This is a genomic window from Mesorhizobium sp. M1050 (assembly GCF_040318715.1).
Taxonomy (GTDB): domain Bacteria; phylum Pseudomonadota; class Alphaproteobacteria; order Rhizobiales; family Rhizobiaceae; genus Mesorhizobium.
On the sequence record NZ_JAMYMV010000106.1, the window covers coordinates 1 to 15,633 of the forward strand.

Consider the following 15,633-nt stretch of genomic DNA (forward strand, 5'->3'; position numbering starts at 1 on the left):
GTGCGCGCCATGGCAGCACCGCCAAAGGCGCGCACCATGCGGGCGCCCGCAACCAGCGCGACGATCTCGTCACGCGTGAACATCAGCGGTGGAAGGTCGAAACCCTCCCTCATCATGTAGCCAACGCCGGCCTCGCCATCGATCGGCACCCCGGTCGACTGCAGGTCGGCAATGTCGCGATAGATGGTTCGCTCGGAAACCTCGAGCCACGTGCCGAGCTTCTGGGCGGTGACCAGACGGCCACCGCGCAGATGCTGCACGATCTGGAAGAGCCTGTCGGCGCGGCGCATCGTATGATCCCTCGACGTTGTGTTTATGCGTGTCGCCCAAAACCGCAGAACACTTTTGGGCGGCATGCGTCACGGTCTCAGCCCTTCGCGCTTGCGCTGCGCGGCGAGGTATGCCGCGCAGAAGGCCAATCTTCTCAATGTCGGCGTCTTCCGATCGAGCATGCGCCAGAAGGGTTAGCGTCACGCCGCGCCCGAGATCCTCATTGGCGGCATCATGATAATCTGACGTGACCGGACATGTCACTTCGGCGCCTTCGCGAATCGAGCGGATGAAATCATCGACCTGTCGCACCGTCGGCTGACCTTCGATGACACCGGCCACCGTGCGCGGCGTCGGTTTCTCGCCGTTGGTGACTGGTGTGTTCAGTCTGTCGTTCCAACTCTTCATCGATCGTCCTTTCGACCGCCGATGCACAGTGTCTGAAGCTTGCACCATTGCACACCCCTCCTGACAGCATGCTGTCAGGAGGCTTCAGCATACTCCTTGGCGTACAGCGTCCGCATCTGCGCGAGATCGCTGCCTCTTTCCGGATAAAGCGTCTTCAGAAAGGCAAGCGCGAAAGTGCCCGGCGCCGAGCCCGGTGCGGAGACAATCTTGCCGTCAGCCACGGCATACGGCACGTCCTGGTAGTTGCTGTCGCCGGCATAGCCGGCTTGATGACCATTGATCCAGTCGCGGCCATTGCTGGTGTGCCTGGCCTTCTCGAACAGGCCGGCGCGGGCCAGCGGCAAAGTACCGGCGCAGATACCGCCTACCACGCCGCCGCGCGATGCAACAGCGTTGAGCAGGTCAGCAACATCCGGCGGTGCCTCGCCGGCCCATTCGTCGGAGCCGATGGCGGCAATGGCGTCGAGATCGGAATTCTCATCGGCTTTTGCCGAGCGATCGGGCGTCAGCCGAAAGCCGCTGATCCCGGTCACCGGCTTGCCGTCAGGCGTCAGCGACACGGCCCGGGCGCCGAACCATTCGACCGCCGAGGCCGCCAGCAGTCCATACTCCCAGTCGGCAAAACCTTCGATGAAAAGGAAGCCGATCGTCTTCTGTTTGGGCATAAGCTCACTCCCATCCCTCACGCGCCGGACCTGTTATCTGGGCGTTGCGGAGCCCACATCCAACCGCAGCGTCGAAAAATTCGTCTCACTCAATTGCCGCGAAAGCGACGGTCGGCATACATGTCCGGCCAGCCGATATCCTTGCGAATGTCCGCTGGCAGCGAGTTCATGAGCCGCCGGGTGCGGATCTCGTTGCGCATCGTCCGGATCTTGCCGACATAGTGCTGCATACCGCGCAAAATGGTAAAACCGTTCATGGCTGGTCTCCTCTCTTCTGATGAAGACACTATCGCACACCCCTCCTGACAGCAGTCTGTCAGGAGAGTGGCAGGGCGTGCAGTAATAGTTCGGGCCGCCGCGCTCGCCCGAGAAACCATCGCTTTCGTTGCATCGCATTCTGCCCGCGGCAGGGCCACAGATATTGATTGTTCACCGAGGCAGCTAAATCGAGACGCTATTGTTCACCCTTCGGCGACGGACCGTCCGGATAGGTAGGCCTTCAGCGACGTGGCCGCAGTTCTGATATGAAGGGAGAAAATTCTTCCCCAAAACCAGGGAGACGACCATGAGCTTGCAACTGACAGGTATCCACCATCTGACCGCCATCACCGCCAATGCGCCGGGCAATCTTCACTTCTACACGAAGGTGCTGGGTCTGCGGCTGGTCAAGAAGACCGTGAACCAGGACGACACCTCGGCCTACCACCTCTTCTATGCCGATGGCGAAGCCACACCGGGCACCGATCTCACCTTCTTCGACTGGCCGGTCGGACGCGAGAAGCGCGGTACGCACAGCATTGCGCGGACCAGCCTCAGGGTCGGCAGCCAGGAGAGCCTTGCCTGGTGGAAGAAGCATTTGGCAGACGAAGGCATTGTGACGGCAGAGATCGCCGAGATCGGCGGCTACTCGAGTCTGGATTTCGAAGACCCCGAAGGCCAGCGCCTTCGGCTCGTGAGCGACGACGGCAAAGGCGACAGCCATCCCTGGGCGCAGAGCCCGGTGCCGGCCGAGCATCAGATCCGCGGGCTCGGGCCGATCGTCATCAGCGTCCCTGATATCACCAACACCGAGGCGGTCGTGACCAAGGTTATGAACATGCGCGAGGCACGCAAGTATGCGTCACCGGAGGGCCAGGTTCACGTCTTCGAAATGGGTAAGGGCGGGCCCGCGGCGGAGTTGCATGTCCTGGTGCAGCCGGGGCTGGCGCCGGCGCGACAAGGCGCGGGTGCGGTTCACCATGTCGCCTTCCGGGCGCCGGACCAGGAGACGCTGCATCAATGGACCGCGCGGCTGGCCGAATTCCGGCTGCCGTCGAGCGGCGAGGTCGAGCGCTATTACTTCCGCTCGCTCTATTTCCGCGAGCCGAACGGTATCCTGTTCGAAATCGCCACAGACGGGCCGGGGTTCACCGCCGACGAACCGCTGGAAACGTTGGGTGAAAGCCTCGCCTTGCCGCCGTTCCTCGAAGCGAAACGCGCCTCGATCGAGGCCGGCCTCAAGCCGCTGAGGTAGATCGCTCGCCGGTCAAAGGTGGGCGCCGCATTCTGGTTCGGGATCGCGGCGCCTGTTCTTCTCGGGTAAGGAACGAGGCGCTTTGACAGCCGGCCGCGTTGCTGGTCAAAGGCGGCATGTCGAAACTCCTCGCGCTCGTCATTGTTGGTATCATGGTCATTCAGCTGATCAAGCCGCTCGGCTGGCCGGGACTGAAACGGCGCAGCGACTTCTGGAAGCTGGCGCTGCTGGCAATGGCCGCGATTTCGATAACGGCCGTGCTTGGGCACTGGGCATAGCCCTCGCCTGCCGTGCGGCCGCGTCAACCTTCAGCCGCCAAGCACCGGGTCGACGAGATGCTCGGCCCAGGCGCGGTAGCCTGCTTCCGAGGCGTGAAAGCCGTCTGGGGCAAAGCCGGCCTCGGGATTGGCGATGGGCAGGCGCGACGCCGGCACCGCGCCGCGCTCCAGGCAGAGGCGTTCGCCCATCCGGTTCATGTCGATGGCGCGGATCTCAAGGATCTTGCCGAGCAACGGCGGCATTGCCGGCGCCCGCGTGAACTCCAGCACCGGCGACCACACCACCCGCGCCTCCGGCCATTTGGCACGGAGCGCATAGAGCAGGCCGCCGAACTCCTTCTTGAAGCGCGGCACGGAATGAAAATTCTTGGTGTCGTTGGTGCCGATAGCGAGCACGATGTGCGTCCATGGATCGGCCGACAGGTTGGGCAGGACGTGGTCGCGGATCTGGCCCGATGTTGCCGAATTGAAGCCGGCGGCTCGCCAGCGCACGGCGCGGCCGGTGTTTTGCGCAATCAGCACGGCGAGTTGTGCGGCAAGCCCGTTTTCCGAATTGCCGATGCCGACCGAAGCGGCGGAGGAATCGCCCAGCACCAGAAGCGAGATCGCCGGCGCTATGCCGGTGATTTCGTGCATGACCGGCCCCTGCGCCGGCAGCATACGCGTCGTGCGGCGGCGCACGCCGAGGCCCTGCCAGACATATACCGGGTAAGCGAGCCAGGTGAGGAGGGCCGGGAAGCGCATGGCAATACCGTTAACGATCGGGGCAGACTTAGCGCAAGTTTGTGCCCGGTTGAAAGCCTTAGTCGCAGCAGTTCGGCTTGGCCGCCCGTCCTTCCTGATATTCGTCATGCAGCCGCACCCAGTCCATCAAACTGTGATACGGGCCGTTTTCGTCGCGGCCCTTCGGCGTCATATCGAGATAGTCATACGTGCCGATCAGTGACTCGCCGCCGCGGGCGCGCGACATGAAGGTGAGGAAGATGTCGCCGGTCTCGTCCCTGTAGAAAACACTGGTGCCGGGAAGCTCCTTCGATGTCCTGGGACGGGTCTCGAAATTGTAGGTGGTATCGCCGGCGGCGATCTGCTTGTCGGTGAAGGAGACCTGCATGTCGAAATTGAAATCCGAGGCATAGGACGACACCCAGTCGAATTTCCAGCCCATGCGCTGCTTGTAGGGCAGAAGTTCCGCCAGCGGCGCGCGGGAGATCACGACCAGCGACACGTCGTGATGTCTCAGATGCTGATTGGCGCCGTCGATATGGTCGGCAAGAAACGAGCAGCCCAGGCAATGATGGCCGCAACCCGGCCCGAACATGAAGTGATAGACGATCAGCTGGCTGTTGCCGGCAAACAGGTCGGTCAGTTTTCTCGGCCCTTGCTCGGTCTCGAAGACATAGTCCTTCCTGATCTTCAGCCAGGGCAGTTCACGCCGCTCAGCCGCGATCCGCTCGCGAAGCCGCGTCAGTTCCTTCTCGCGCGCCAGATGCGCCTTGTGCGCTTGAAACCAGTCTTCGCGCGAAACAACCTTGCTGCGATGCATGAATCTCTCCCTGTCTGTCATCCCAAGGACGTTCGGGATGGGCGAAAGCCGACATGTCGACTGTTTGGTTGAGCCTTTTTCCGAAACCGGATTCCACTTTTCGGGATCATGCTCCAGCGCCGAAGGGAAATAAGGACGCAGACACTCCATCCCAAGTCCGGCACGTCACAAACAAAAACCCGGGCGCATGGCCCGGGCTCGACGGAAGACAGAAGGACTGCAATCAGGCGGCTTGTTCCAGGCTCGCCTTCCATTTTCCAAGCGCCGCCAGATGGTTCATATGGGCGCGATGGGTGAAGGCGGCCTGGCCGGCGGCTACGTTCGACGCTTTGCCGCTCCAGGCTTTCTGCGGCGCGGCTTGCAGCGCGCGACCGTAGGAGAAAGTCAGCTTCCATGGGTGCGGGCCGATGGCGTTGATGGCGTTGAGGTTGGCGGTCGCTTCCTCGTCCGCCTGGCCGCCGGAGAGGAAGGCGATGCCCGGCACGGCTGCCGGCACGGTCTCGCGAAACAGTTTTATGGTTTTTTCCGCGACTTCTTCCGGGCTGCTCACCTTGCCCGATCTCTTGCCGGCCAGCACCATGTTGGGCTTCAGGATGGTGCCTTCGAGGACGACTCGCGCCGCATGGAGCTCGTCATAGAGCTTGATTAGCGTCGCCTTCGAAATGTCATAGCAGGTGTGGATGTCGTGGGCGCCGTCCATCAGCACTTCCGGTTCGACGATCGGCACGATGCCGGCTTCCTGGCAAAGAGCCGCATAGCGGGCGAGTGCGTGGGCGTTAGAGCTGATCGAATTGGCCGAGGGCACGCCCTTGGCCTGGTCGATGTCGATCACCGCGCGCCATTTGGCGAAGCGGGCGCCGAGCTTGTAGTACTCGGCAAGGCGCTCGCGCAGGCCGTCGAGGCCCTCGGTGATGGTGTCGCCGGGAAAGCCGGCCAGAGGCTTGGCGCCGGCGTCGACCTTGATGCCGGGTATGGCGCCAGCAGCCTTGATGATGTCGACCAGCGGCGTGCCGTCGGCGGCCTTCTGGCGGATCGTCTCGTCGTAGAGGATGACGCCGGAAATGTAGCGGGTCATCGCGTCCCGGGCGCGAAACATCATCTCGCGATAGTCGCGGCGGCTTTCGGCGGTCGATTCGACGCCGATGACGTCGAAGCGCTTCTTGATGGTGCCGGAACTTTCATCGGCTGCCAGCAGGCCCTTGCCATCGGCGACGATCGCGGCGGCAATGTCTTCGAGACGTTCGCTCATTTTGCTTCTCCTGAAGGGGTTCGTTCCGCGCTTAAGGGAAGTCTACCGCCAAAGGAAGAGCCTCGGAAAGCTCGAATCGATTGAAAGTCTCGGGCGACCTTGCCCGTTCTCTCCATGTGTTGATCGGCTTATCCGTTTCCCGCGTTCCGCGACGCCAAGCGCGTCTAGCGTTTCAGCACATCGACGCCGGGCAGCGGCTTGCCTTCCATCCATTCCAAGAAGGCGCCGCCGGCTGTCGAGACATAGGTGAAGTCGTCGGCGACACCGGCATGGTTGAGGGCCGCCACCGTATCGCCGCCGCCGGCAACGGAGACCAGCTTGCCGGCCCTGGTGCGCTGAGCCGCGTGCTTGGCCGCCGCCACCGTCGCATGGTCGAAGGGTGCGATCTCGAAGGCGCCGAGCGGGCCGTTCCATACCAGTGTCGCGGCGCGGTCGATCCAATCGCCGATGGTCGTCACGGTTTTGGCGCCGACATCGAGGATCATGCCGTCGGCCGACACGTCCGAAATGGCGACGGTCTCGCAGGCCGCGCCCGCCTTGAATTCCTTGGCCACGACGCCGTCGACCGGCAGGATGATGGCGCAGCCGGCCTCGGCCGCTTCGATCATGATCTGCTTGGCGGTCGTGGCGAGATCATGCTCGCACAGTGATTTGCCGACATCGGTGCCGCGCGCGGCCAGGAAGGTGTTGGCCATGCCGCCACCGATGACCAATGCGTCGACCTTCTTCACCAGGTTCATCAGCAGGTCGATCTTTGTCGAGACCTTGGCGCCGCCGACGATGGCAACGACGGGACGGACCGGATTGCCCAGGCCCTTCTCCAGCGCTTCGAGCTCGGCCTGCATGGTGCGGCCGGCAAAGGCCGGCAGCAGATGTGCCAGCCCCTCGGTCGACGAATGGGCGCGGTGCGCGGCGGAAAAGGCGTCGTTGACGAAGATGTCGCCATTAGTGGCAAGCTTTTCGGTGAAAGCCGGATCGTTCTTTTCCTCGGCCTTGTAGAAGCGGGTGTTTTCAAGCAGCAGCACATCGCCCTCGCTCATGGCGGCGACGGCGCTTGCCGCGGTACCGCCGACGCAGTCGCTGGCGAAGCCTACGGGGCGGCCGAGCACGTCGGCCGTCGCCTTGGCGATCGGCTCCAGCGAAAATTCAGGCGAAGGACCATCCTTGGGCCGGCCGAAATGGGCAAGCAGGATGACCTTGGCGCCCTTGCCGGACAGTTCGGCGATGGTCGGTGCAATGCGTTCGATGCGGGTAGCGTCGGTGACCTTGCCTTCGGCGACAGGCACGTTGAGGTCGACGCGCACCAGCACGCGCTTGCCGCTGATGTTGCCGATATCGTCGAGTGTCTTGAAGGCGGCCATGCGGGTTCCTTTCGCGAAAAATCGGGCGACCATACCCCGCGCCAACGATGATGCAAGGCTTAGCCCGGGTTCGAAACGAATTTTTGAAGCCGGCACGATTTCGTGCCGCAGGCGGATGAACGGCAGTGCCGGCAATCGAAGCTGTCAGTTTCCGGGCGCCGCCTTTTCGGGCGCGGGTTCCGGGGTAGGCATCTCGTCCGCGCGCGCCTCGTCCGCTCGCGTCTCGGTAGGCTTGCGCCAGTTGCGGATGAAGGTGGAGAGACGGTCGGCGATTTCGCCAGCGCTGAGGAAAACCGGCACCCGGGCAACCGGCGCGGTCGGTTCAAAGGAAAGGCCGAGGCCCGTGATCTTGCCCTTGTCGTCGACGTCGCGAACGATCAGTTCGATCGGGCCGATCAGCACCCGGTCGGCATATTCGGCATGGCCGCCGAGCCGCGCCGTGACCAGCGCGCCAACGGTCATTTGCTGCTCCACGTCGGTGAGCCCGGGCGCATAGGCTATTTCCAGTTCGGCGGCAGAGCGTGCAGGATCGACGGCGAAAGCGCCGAAGAAATCGGCGTCCTCGGGATCGACCACGGCGCGGCTGGCGAACAGCTTGTCCAGCAGGCGCGGATAACGGTCCGGCACGAAGATGTAGACCTGGTCGCCGGCGGCGAGCCGGCCCATGTCCTGGAAGCGCATCGAGCGACCGTCGCGCAGCACTAGCGAGGGCCGGGCCCAGCGCGGGATTCGCTCGCCGCGCGCTACCGGGCTGCCGGGTGCGACACGATAGGCAAGAAGTTCGTGATGGGCCGAGCCCGGCAGTTCCAGCTCGACCTTGTCCAGCGGTCCAAGGCGGGCCGGCACGATCAAACCGAGGCGGCGGGCCAGCGGCCCGACCGTCCAGCCCTGGATGACCAGCGACACCAGCACGATGATGAAGGCGGTATTGAAGATGACGCGGCCGTTTTCCAGGCCGCCGAGCAGCGGGGTGATGGCGAGCAGGATCGACACCGCGCCGCGCAAGCCAACCCAGGAAACGAAGGCGACCTCGGGACGCGGCAGGCGGAACGGGACCAGGCACAGCCAGACCGCGATCGGCCGCGCCACGAACATCAGGAACAGGCCGAGCAGCACCGCCGGCACCATGATGGCCGGGAACTGCGACGGCGTCGCGAACAAACCAAGGATCAGGAACATGATGATCTGCGCCAGCCAGGACATGCCGTCCTGGAAACGCTTGAGAATTGTGACGGCGCGGATGTCGGAATTGCCGGCGATGAGGCCGGCGAGATAGACCGCCAGGAAGCCGGAGCCGCCAATGGCGCCGGCCGCGGCAAAGACCATCAGCGACAAGGTCAGCACGAAGATCGGCAGCAGGCCGTGGTCGAGATTGAGCCGGTCGACGAGGCGCACGATCGCGAGGCCGCCGAGCACGCCGACGACGGCGCCGAGGCCCATGTTGAGAAGGAAGCCGAGGAACAGGCTGGTGACCAGGACATTGGTCTCGGGGTTGGCGTTAGCGGCGATGACCTCGACCAGGGTGATGGTCAGGAAGATGGCAATCGGATCGTTGGTGCCGGATTCCACCTCGAGCGTCGAACGCACGCGTTCGCGCAGATTGATCTCGCCTGCGCGCAGCAGGAAGAACACGGCCGCGGCATCGGTGGAGGCGACCGCGGCGCCGAGCAGGAAGGATTCCAGCCAGGTGAGGTGGAGCAGATAGTGGGCGGCGGCGCCGAACAGGCCGGTGGTGACAAGCACGCCGAAGGTTGCCAGCGACAGCGCTGGACCGGCGGCCTGCCGCAAGGCGTTGAGTGGCGTGCCGAAGCCGGAATCGAACAGGATGACGGCCAACGCCAGTGAGCCGGCAAAATAGGCGATGCGGGCATTGTCGAACTGGATGCCGAGACCGTCGGTACCGGTGGCCAGGCCAATGCAGAGGAACAGGAGCAGAAGCGGGGCGCCGAAGCGGAAGGCGATCAGGCTCGAAAAGGCGGCGGCGACGACAAGCGCTGTACCGACCAGCGTGACGAGATAGATCGCGTGCTCCATCCGTGATTTGCCCCTCGAATTCCTCTTTCTCTCGCTTCACGGCAGAGTGGGGCGAAGACATGACCAGTGCAAGGCAGCGGGGCGGTTTTTTGCCTATGCCGCTGATTTTCGGATGTTTTGGCGCTCAGGATACCAATTGTGAAGGCGCAAGGCGCACTCATGAAAAACGCCCGGACGAAGCCGGGCGTTTCAGTCTCGAGAAGATGGGTGCGCGATCAGGCGATGGTCTTGCCGAAGGCGACTGCTGTATCGCCCATGCGGTTGGAGAAACCCCATTCGTTGTCGTACCAGGACAGCACCGAAACGAAGTTGCCGTCCATCACCTTGGTCTGGTCGAGCGCCACGATCGAGGAGCGCGGATCGTGATTGAAGTCGATCGAGACGTTCGGGTGATGGGTGACGCCGAGGATACCCTTCAGCTTGCCGTTGGAAGCGGCGATCACTGCGTCGTTGATCTCCTGGACGGTGGTCGCACGCTTGGCGATGAACTTGAAGTCGACGACAGAGACGTTCGGGGTCGGCACGCGGATCGAGATGCCGTCAAGCTTGCCCTTGAGGTCGGGCAGCACGAGGCCGATCGCCTTGGCGGCACCGGTCGAGGTCGGTATCTGCGACAGGGCGGCGGCGCGGGCGCGGTAGAGATCCTTGTGCATGGTGTCCAGCGTCGGCTGGTCGCCTGTATAGGAATGGATGGTCGTCATCATGCCCTTTTCGATGCCGACCGTCTCGTGCAGCACGGCTGCCAGCGGCGCCAGGCAGTTGGTGGTGCAGGACGCATTCGAGATGATGATGTGGTCCTTGGTCAGCTGGTCGTGGTTGATGCCGTAGACCACGGTGAGGTCGGCGCCTTCGGCCGGGGCCGAAACGATGACGCGCTTGGCGCCGGCGGTCAGATGCGCGGCTGCCTTGTCGCGGGCGGTGAAGATGCCGGTGCATTCGAGCGCGATGTCGATGCCGAGTTCCTTCCACGGCAACTGCGTCGGATCCTTGATTGCGGTGACCTTGAACGTCTCCTTGCCGACGGTGATCTGGTCGCCGGACACCGAGACTTCATGCGGGAAGCGGCCATGCACGCTGTCGTAGCGCAAGAGGTGCGCGTTGGTCTCGACCGGGCCGAGGTCGTTGACGGCGACGACGTCGATGTCCCTGCGGCCGGATTCATGGATGGCGCGCAGGATGTTGCGGCCGATGCGGCCGAATCCGTTGATGGCAACTCTGACGGTCATTATTCTCTCCCTGGGAGCTGGACGGCAGACGATAGGTCCGCAGTTTCATAGCGGCGGAAGCGGAAAGAATCCAGCCGCAGCGACGTGGATTTAAATCGATTAGGTTGGGCCAACCCGGCGAAACCGCCTTGCGCGATTTCGCCGGCTTTGAACCAACCTACTTGGCATGCAGGCGGGCTTCCGCCGCCTTGGCCGCAGCTTCGGCGGTGATGCCGAAATGCGGATAAAGCTGTTCGATGCTGCCCGAAGCCCCGAAACCGGTCATGCCGATGAAGATGCCGTCGGAGCCGATCAGATGATCCCAGCCCTGGCGGATGCTGGCTTCAATCGCCATCTTGACCGGCGCGTTGCCGATCGTCGCCTTTCGATAGTCGGCGCTCTGCTGGTCAAACAGCTCGAAGCAAGGCACCGAGACGACGCGTGTGGGATGACCATGCTTTTCAAGCAGGTCGCGGGCACCGAGCGCGATCTCGACCTCGGAGCCGGTGGCGAAGATCGTCACCGCCGCCTCGCCGCTGGCTGCGGCCAGTTCATAGGCGCCCTGGCTGCTCAGGTTCTTGGCAACGAATTCGTTGCGCACCGTCGGCAGGTTCTGGCGGGTCAGCGCCAGCGTCGACGGCGTCTTTTCCGATGCGAGGGCGATTTGCCAGCACTCGGCGGTTTCCACCGCGTCGGCCGGGCGGAAGACATTGTGGTTGGGGATGGCGCGCAATGCGGCCAGATGCTCAACCGGCTGGTGGGTCGGGCCGTCTTCGCCCAGACCGATGGAATCATGGGTCATGACGAAGATCGAGCGGATGCCCATCAGCGACGCCAGCCGCATCGACGGACGGGCATAGTCGGAGAAGCACAGGAAAGTGCCGCCATAGGCGATGAGGCCGCCATGCAGCGTCAGGCCGTTGATCGCGGCCGCCATGCCGTGCTCACGGATGCCGAAGTGGACATAGCGCTGGCCATAATCGTCTGATGTGATGTTCTTGGTCTGGCTGGTTTTGGTGTTGTTGGAGCCGGTCAGGTCGGCAGAACCGCCGATGGTCTCGGGCACGGCGCCGTTGATGACTTCCAGCGCCATCTCGGACGACTTGCGGGTGGCGACCTTCGGCTTGTCGGCCGAGAGCTTCTTCTTGTAATCGGCAATGACGGCGTCGAAATCAGACGGCAGCTTGCCGCTGATGCGGCGCTCGAACTCGGCCTGCAGCTTCGCGTCGGCCCTGGCCAGGCGGCCTTCCCAGTCGGTGCGCGCCTTGACGCCGGCCTTGCCGGCGGTGCGCCAGGCGTCGAGGATGTCGGCCGGAATCTCGAAGGGCGACGAATCCCAGTTGAAGAACTTGCGCGCGCCGGCGATCTCGTCGGCGCCGAGCGGTGAACCGTGTGCTTTGTTGGTGCCGGCCTTGGTCGGTGCGCCGAAGCCGATGGTCGTCTTGCAGGCGATCATCGTCGGCTTGTCGGAATGACGGGCGGCTTCGATCGCATAGGCGATGGCTTCTGGATCGGTTCCGTCGATGTGGCTGGCATTCCAGCCGGAGGCCTGGAAGCGGGCGACCTGATCGGTGTTGTCGGACAGCGACACCGGACCGTCGATCGAGATGTTGTTGTTGTCCCAGAAGACGATCAGCTTGTTGAGCTTGAGGTGCCCGGCAAGCGCGATGGCTTCCTGGGACACGCCTTCCATCAGGCAGCCGTCGCCAGCCAGCACATAGGTGTAGTGATCGACGAGATCGTTGCCGAAGGCGGCGTTCATGATGCGCTCGCCGAGAGCGAAACCGACCGAATTGGCGAGGCCCTGGCCAAGCGGGCCGGTCGTCGTCTCGATGCCGGTGGCATGGCCGTATTCGGGGTGGCCAGCAGTCTTCGAGCCCAACTGGCGGAAGTGCTTTATCTGGTCGATGGTCATGTCTTCGTAGCCAGTCAGATGCAGCAGCGAATAGAGCAGCATCGAGCCATGGCCGGCCGACAAGATGAAACGATCGCGGTCGGCCCAGTGCGGGGCCTTGGGATCATATTTCAGGAAGCGCGTGAACAGCACCGTGGCGATGTCGGCGCAACCCATCGGCAGGCCGGGATGGCCGGAATTTGCCTTCTCGACTGCATCCATGGAGAGAAAGCGGATCGCATTGGCCATCCGGTCATGTTGTTCACGCGACGTCATGATTCCTCCAGAAGTGGGGGTTTGGGGGCTTGGGAGAGCCCTTGAAAAGGGTGCGCGACACATAGCAGGCGCGCGCTTTTAGTCAACAAATCGGTGCACATTTGCCGGCCTTGTGATGCCGGCGGCGGGTCTACATTAGCGTTAGCAGGGGACAGTCGCGAGAGCTTTGTTGACGTTGCCTTCACCCGGTGCCTAATGTTTCCTGGATAACGCGTTCTGAACGCGAACGATTCGGTGATGGGCAGGGCACAGGACGAAGGCCATGACCGGGGAAGCCACACTCAAGGAAGTTATCGCCAGGCTCGGAAAGGCCATCGAGGGGCTGGAAAACGCTGTTGCGGCCAAGCTCGAGCATGAGCGCGATTACTCGGAAGCCGAGGCCGAGGTGCAGCGGATGAATGCCGACCGCTCCCGGCTGGCACAGGAACTCGACAATTCCGAAGCGCGTGCCGAACGCCTGGAAGACGCCAACAAGGAAGTCTCGCGACGGCTGGTGACCGCCATGGAAACCATCCGCGCTGTGTTGGACAGGTAAGGGGCTGGACAGGTAGGCTCATGGCTCAAGTCACGGTTTCCATCGACGGCAAACAGTATCGGATGGCCTGCGACGAAGGCCAGGAAGATCATCTGATCGACCTTGCCGAACGTTTCGACCGCTATGTCTCGCATCTGAAGGACTCCTTTGGCGAGATCGGCGACCAGCGGCTGACGGTGATGGCCGGCATCATGGTGATGGACGAACTCTCGGAGCTGCAGAAGCGCGTCAAGGGCATGGAGAGCGAAGTGCTGACCTTGCGCAAGACCCGCGACGACGCCCTGACCAAGGCCGACAAGAACGACAGCGTGCTGACCAATGCGCTTGGCGCGCTGGCGCAGCGGATGGAAGACCTGACGGCGACCTTGGCGGTCAACAAGACCTGAGGCAGCGCGCACTTCGAGTTCAAACCAAAGCTCTTATCCGCTGGCGGTGCCCCGGCAGCATGAAAATTCTCGCACTTCCGCCGACAAGAGTTTGATATTATCTCGCGGCCGCAATTTTTGCGCTAAGATGGCGATTGCCGGAGCGTGGACATGTGATGGCGGCCATGGTTTGCCGCCTCTTGCTTCTGGCGGAATCTGTTTACAGGGGAGATGTTCCATGAGCCTTCGTATCAACGATATCGCGCCGGATTTCACCGCCGAGACCACGCAAGGGACGATCAAATTCCATGAATGGATCGGTGACGGCTGGGCGATTCTGTTCAGCCACCCGAAGAATTTCACGCCGGTCTGCACGACCGAACTTGGCACGATGGCCGGGCTTGAGGGTGAGTTCAAGAAGCGCAACGTCAAGATCATCGGCATTTCGGTCGATCCGGTTGCGAGCCACGACAAGTGGCAGGCCGACATCAAGACGGCGACCGGCCAAACGGTGCACTATCCGCTGATCGGCGACAAGGACCTCAAGGTCGCCAAGCTCTATGATATGCTGCCCGCCGGTGCCGGCGAAACGTCGGAGGGCCGCACGCCCGCCGACAACGCCACGGTGCGCTCGGTCTACGTCATCGGACCGGACAAGAAGATCAAGCTGGTGCTGACCTACCCGATGACCACGGGCCGCAACTTCGACGAGATCCTGCGCGCGGTCGATTCCATGCAGCTGACCGCCAAGCATCAGGTGGCGACGCCGGCGAACTGGAAGCAGGGCGAGGACGTCATCATCACCGCCGCCGTTTCCAACGAGGATGCGATCAAGCGTTTCGGCGCTTACGAGACCATCCTGCCCTATCTCAGGAAGACCAAGCAGCCATCCGCCTGATTGCTTCGGAACAGTTTTTGGCGTTCTCGCCGCTGCGAGCGAATTGATACTTGACTGGGTCACCCGAGCGGACAACCATGCTCCTCTCGGGTGCCATCAGAGAAAATCGTTCCTGCTGGCCAAGCGTGGGGAAGCCGAAATTGGACGTAGCTTTGGCCAGGCCGCAGGTCAGCGGCTTCTATGACAAGCCGACAGGGGCCATCCAGTATGTCGTCGCCGACCAGGCGACGAAGCGCTGCGCCATCATCGATCCGATCCTCGATTTCGACGAGAGATCCGGCGCCACGGCAACGACGAATGCCGACGCCCTGCTCGACTTCATCAGCGAGCAGGGGCTGAGCGTCGAATGGATCCTCGACACCCATCCGCATGCCGACCATTTCTCGGCGGCGCACTATCTGAAAGAGAAGACCGGTGCACCGACGGCGATCGGGGACAGGGTTGTCGACGTCCAGAAACTGTGGAAGGCGATCTACAACTGGCCGGATTTTCCCGCCGACGGTTCGCAGTGGGGCAGGCTGTTTGCGGAGGGCGAGACCTTTCAGGTCGGCACGCTTCCGGTCAAGGTGCTGTTCTCACCCGGGCACACGCTGGCCTCGATCACCTATGTGATCGGCGATGCCGCTTTTATCCATGACACGCTGTTCATGCCCGACAGCGGCACGGCGAGAACGGACTTTCCCGGCGGCAGTGCCGCTCGGCTCTGGCGCTCGATCCAGGACATCCTGGCAATGCCGGATGAGACGCGCGTCTTCGTCGGCCATGACTATCAGGCCGGCGGCCGCGAGCCCTTGTGGGAAAGCACGGTGGCGGCGCAGAAGGCGACCAACACCCATCTCGTCGCCGCCCGCAGCGAGGCTGAGTTCGTCGCCCTGCGCGAGGCTCGGGACAGGACGCTGCCGATGCCGAGGCTGATCCTGCATGCGCTGCAGGTCAACATGAATGGCGGACGGCTGCCGGAGCCCGAGGCGAATGGCCGGCGGTACCTGAAGTTTCCGCTGGATGGGCTGTGAGAAGTATTTTTTTGTGCCGGGCGCGGCCGGTGAAACTGCCGATCTCCCCCGCAAGGGCAGGGGAATCGCATATGAGTAAGAGTAAGTCTTGCGTTGAGTGGAAAGGTTGATTCTTTAGGGGCCTTC

General features: G+C 62.9%; 16 protein-coding genes. 6 read left to right on the plus strand and 10 right to left on the minus strand.

Annotation, left to right across the window (positions count from 1 at the left end):
• The 3 genes from NKH57_RS31495 to NKH57_RS31505 all read right to left on the minus strand — a co-directional run.
• Window positions 1-290: helix-turn-helix transcriptional regulator (locus NKH57_RS31495; protein ID WP_352950135.1), on the minus strand; the 290-nt coding region annotated here is incomplete at its 3' end.
• 462 nt (window positions 291-752) lie between these two features.
• A complete protein-coding gene (locus NKH57_RS31500) occupies window positions 753-1,343 on the minus strand; it encodes a DJ-1/PfpI family protein (protein WP_352950137.1) in 591 nt (196 codons plus the stop codon).
• Window positions 1,344-1,432: 89 nt separating this feature from the next.
• Entirely contained in the window at window positions 1,433-1,600 is a 168-nt protein-coding gene (locus NKH57_RS31505) for a hypothetical protein (RefSeq protein ID WP_023757425.1), read from the minus strand.
• 308 nt (window positions 1,601-1,908) lie between these two features.
• Here NKH57_RS31505 and NKH57_RS31510 point away from each other — a divergent pair, with 308 nt between their 5' ends.
• Together NKH57_RS31510 and NKH57_RS31515 are read left to right on the plus strand one after the other, a co-directional pair.
• Window positions 1,909-2,856: a ring-cleaving dioxygenase gene (locus NKH57_RS31510; protein ID WP_352950139.1), complete on the plus strand. Its 948-nt coding sequence runs from the start codon at window positions 1,909-1,911 to the stop codon at window positions 2,854-2,856.
• 98 nt (window positions 2,857-2,954) lie between these two features.
• Complete coding sequence (locus NKH57_RS31515) at window positions 2,955-3,134, plus strand: hypothetical protein (protein ID WP_032906964.1); 180 nt, start codon at window positions 2,955-2,957, stop codon at window positions 3,132-3,134.
• A gap of 30 nt (window positions 3,135-3,164) precedes the next feature.
• Here NKH57_RS31515 and NKH57_RS31520 read toward each other — a convergent pair whose 3' ends face one another.
• The 7 genes from NKH57_RS31520 to tkt all read right to left on the minus strand — a co-directional run bounded on the left by NKH57_RS31520 (window position 3,165) and on the right by tkt (window position 12,696).
• Entirely contained in the window at window positions 3,165-3,878 is a 714-nt protein-coding gene (locus tag NKH57_RS31520) for an SGNH/GDSL hydrolase family protein (RefSeq protein ID WP_352950141.1), read from the minus strand.
• A gap of 58 nt (window positions 3,879-3,936) precedes the next feature.
• Window positions 3,937-4,677 carry a DUF899 domain-containing protein gene (locus tag NKH57_RS31525; RefSeq protein WP_352950143.1) on the minus strand — a complete coding sequence of 247 codons (741 nt, stop codon included), beginning with the start codon at window positions 4,675-4,677 and terminating at the stop codon, window positions 3,937-3,939.
• Window positions 4,678-4,900: 223 nt separating this feature from the next.
• Window positions 4,901-5,926 (minus strand): class I fructose-bisphosphate aldolase, encoded by a 1,026-nt coding sequence (locus tag NKH57_RS31530; RefSeq protein WP_352950145.1) that lies wholly within the window; start codon window positions 5,924-5,926, stop codon window positions 4,901-4,903.
• A gap of 164 nt (window positions 5,927-6,090) precedes the next feature.
• The gene (locus tag NKH57_RS31535; protein WP_352950147.1) at window positions 6,091-7,287 is read right to left on the minus strand and encodes a phosphoglycerate kinase; all 1,197 of its coding nucleotides are present in this window, start codon (window positions 7,285-7,287) and stop codon (window positions 6,091-6,093) included.
• A 144-nt stretch (window positions 7,288-7,431) separates the two neighbouring features.
• Window positions 7,432-9,321 carry a potassium/proton antiporter gene (locus NKH57_RS31540; protein WP_023757418.1) on the minus strand — a complete coding sequence of 630 codons (1,890 nt, stop codon included), beginning with the start codon at window positions 9,319-9,321 and terminating at the stop codon, window positions 7,432-7,434.
• 215 nt (window positions 9,322-9,536) lie between these two features.
• A complete protein-coding gene (gene gap / locus NKH57_RS31545) occupies window positions 9,537-10,547 on the minus strand; it encodes a type I glyceraldehyde-3-phosphate dehydrogenase (protein ID WP_023757417.1) in 1,011 nt (336 codons plus the stop codon).
• A gap of 157 nt (window positions 10,548-10,704) precedes the next feature.
• A complete protein-coding gene (gene tkt, locus NKH57_RS31550; RefSeq protein WP_352950150.1) occupies window positions 10,705-12,696 on the minus strand; it encodes a transketolase in 1,992 nt (663 codons plus the stop codon).
• 262 nt (window positions 12,697-12,958) lie between these two features.
• Between tkt and NKH57_RS31555 the strand changes: the two genes are divergently transcribed.
• The 4 genes from NKH57_RS31555 (at window position 12,959) to NKH57_RS31570 (ending at window position 15,507) form a co-directional block, all read left to right on the plus strand.
• A complete protein-coding gene (locus NKH57_RS31555) occupies window positions 12,959-13,231 on the plus strand; it encodes a DUF4164 domain-containing protein (protein WP_013529251.1) in 273 nt (90 codons plus the stop codon).
• 20 nt (window positions 13,232-13,251) lie between these two features.
• Window positions 13,252-13,617, plus strand: coding sequence for a cell division protein ZapA (locus NKH57_RS31560; RefSeq protein WP_023757415.1), 366 nt, complete (start codon window positions 13,252-13,254; stop codon window positions 13,615-13,617).
• Between the two features lie 217 nt (window positions 13,618-13,834).
• Entirely contained in the window at window positions 13,835-14,494 is a 660-nt protein-coding gene (locus NKH57_RS31565) for a peroxiredoxin (protein WP_023757414.1), read from the plus strand.
• Between the two features lie 140 nt (window positions 14,495-14,634).
• Entirely contained in the window at window positions 14,635-15,507 is an 873-nt protein-coding gene (locus NKH57_RS31570; RefSeq protein WP_352604822.1) for an MBL fold metallo-hydrolase, read from the plus strand.
• Window positions 15,508-15,633 lie beyond the last annotated feature (126 nt).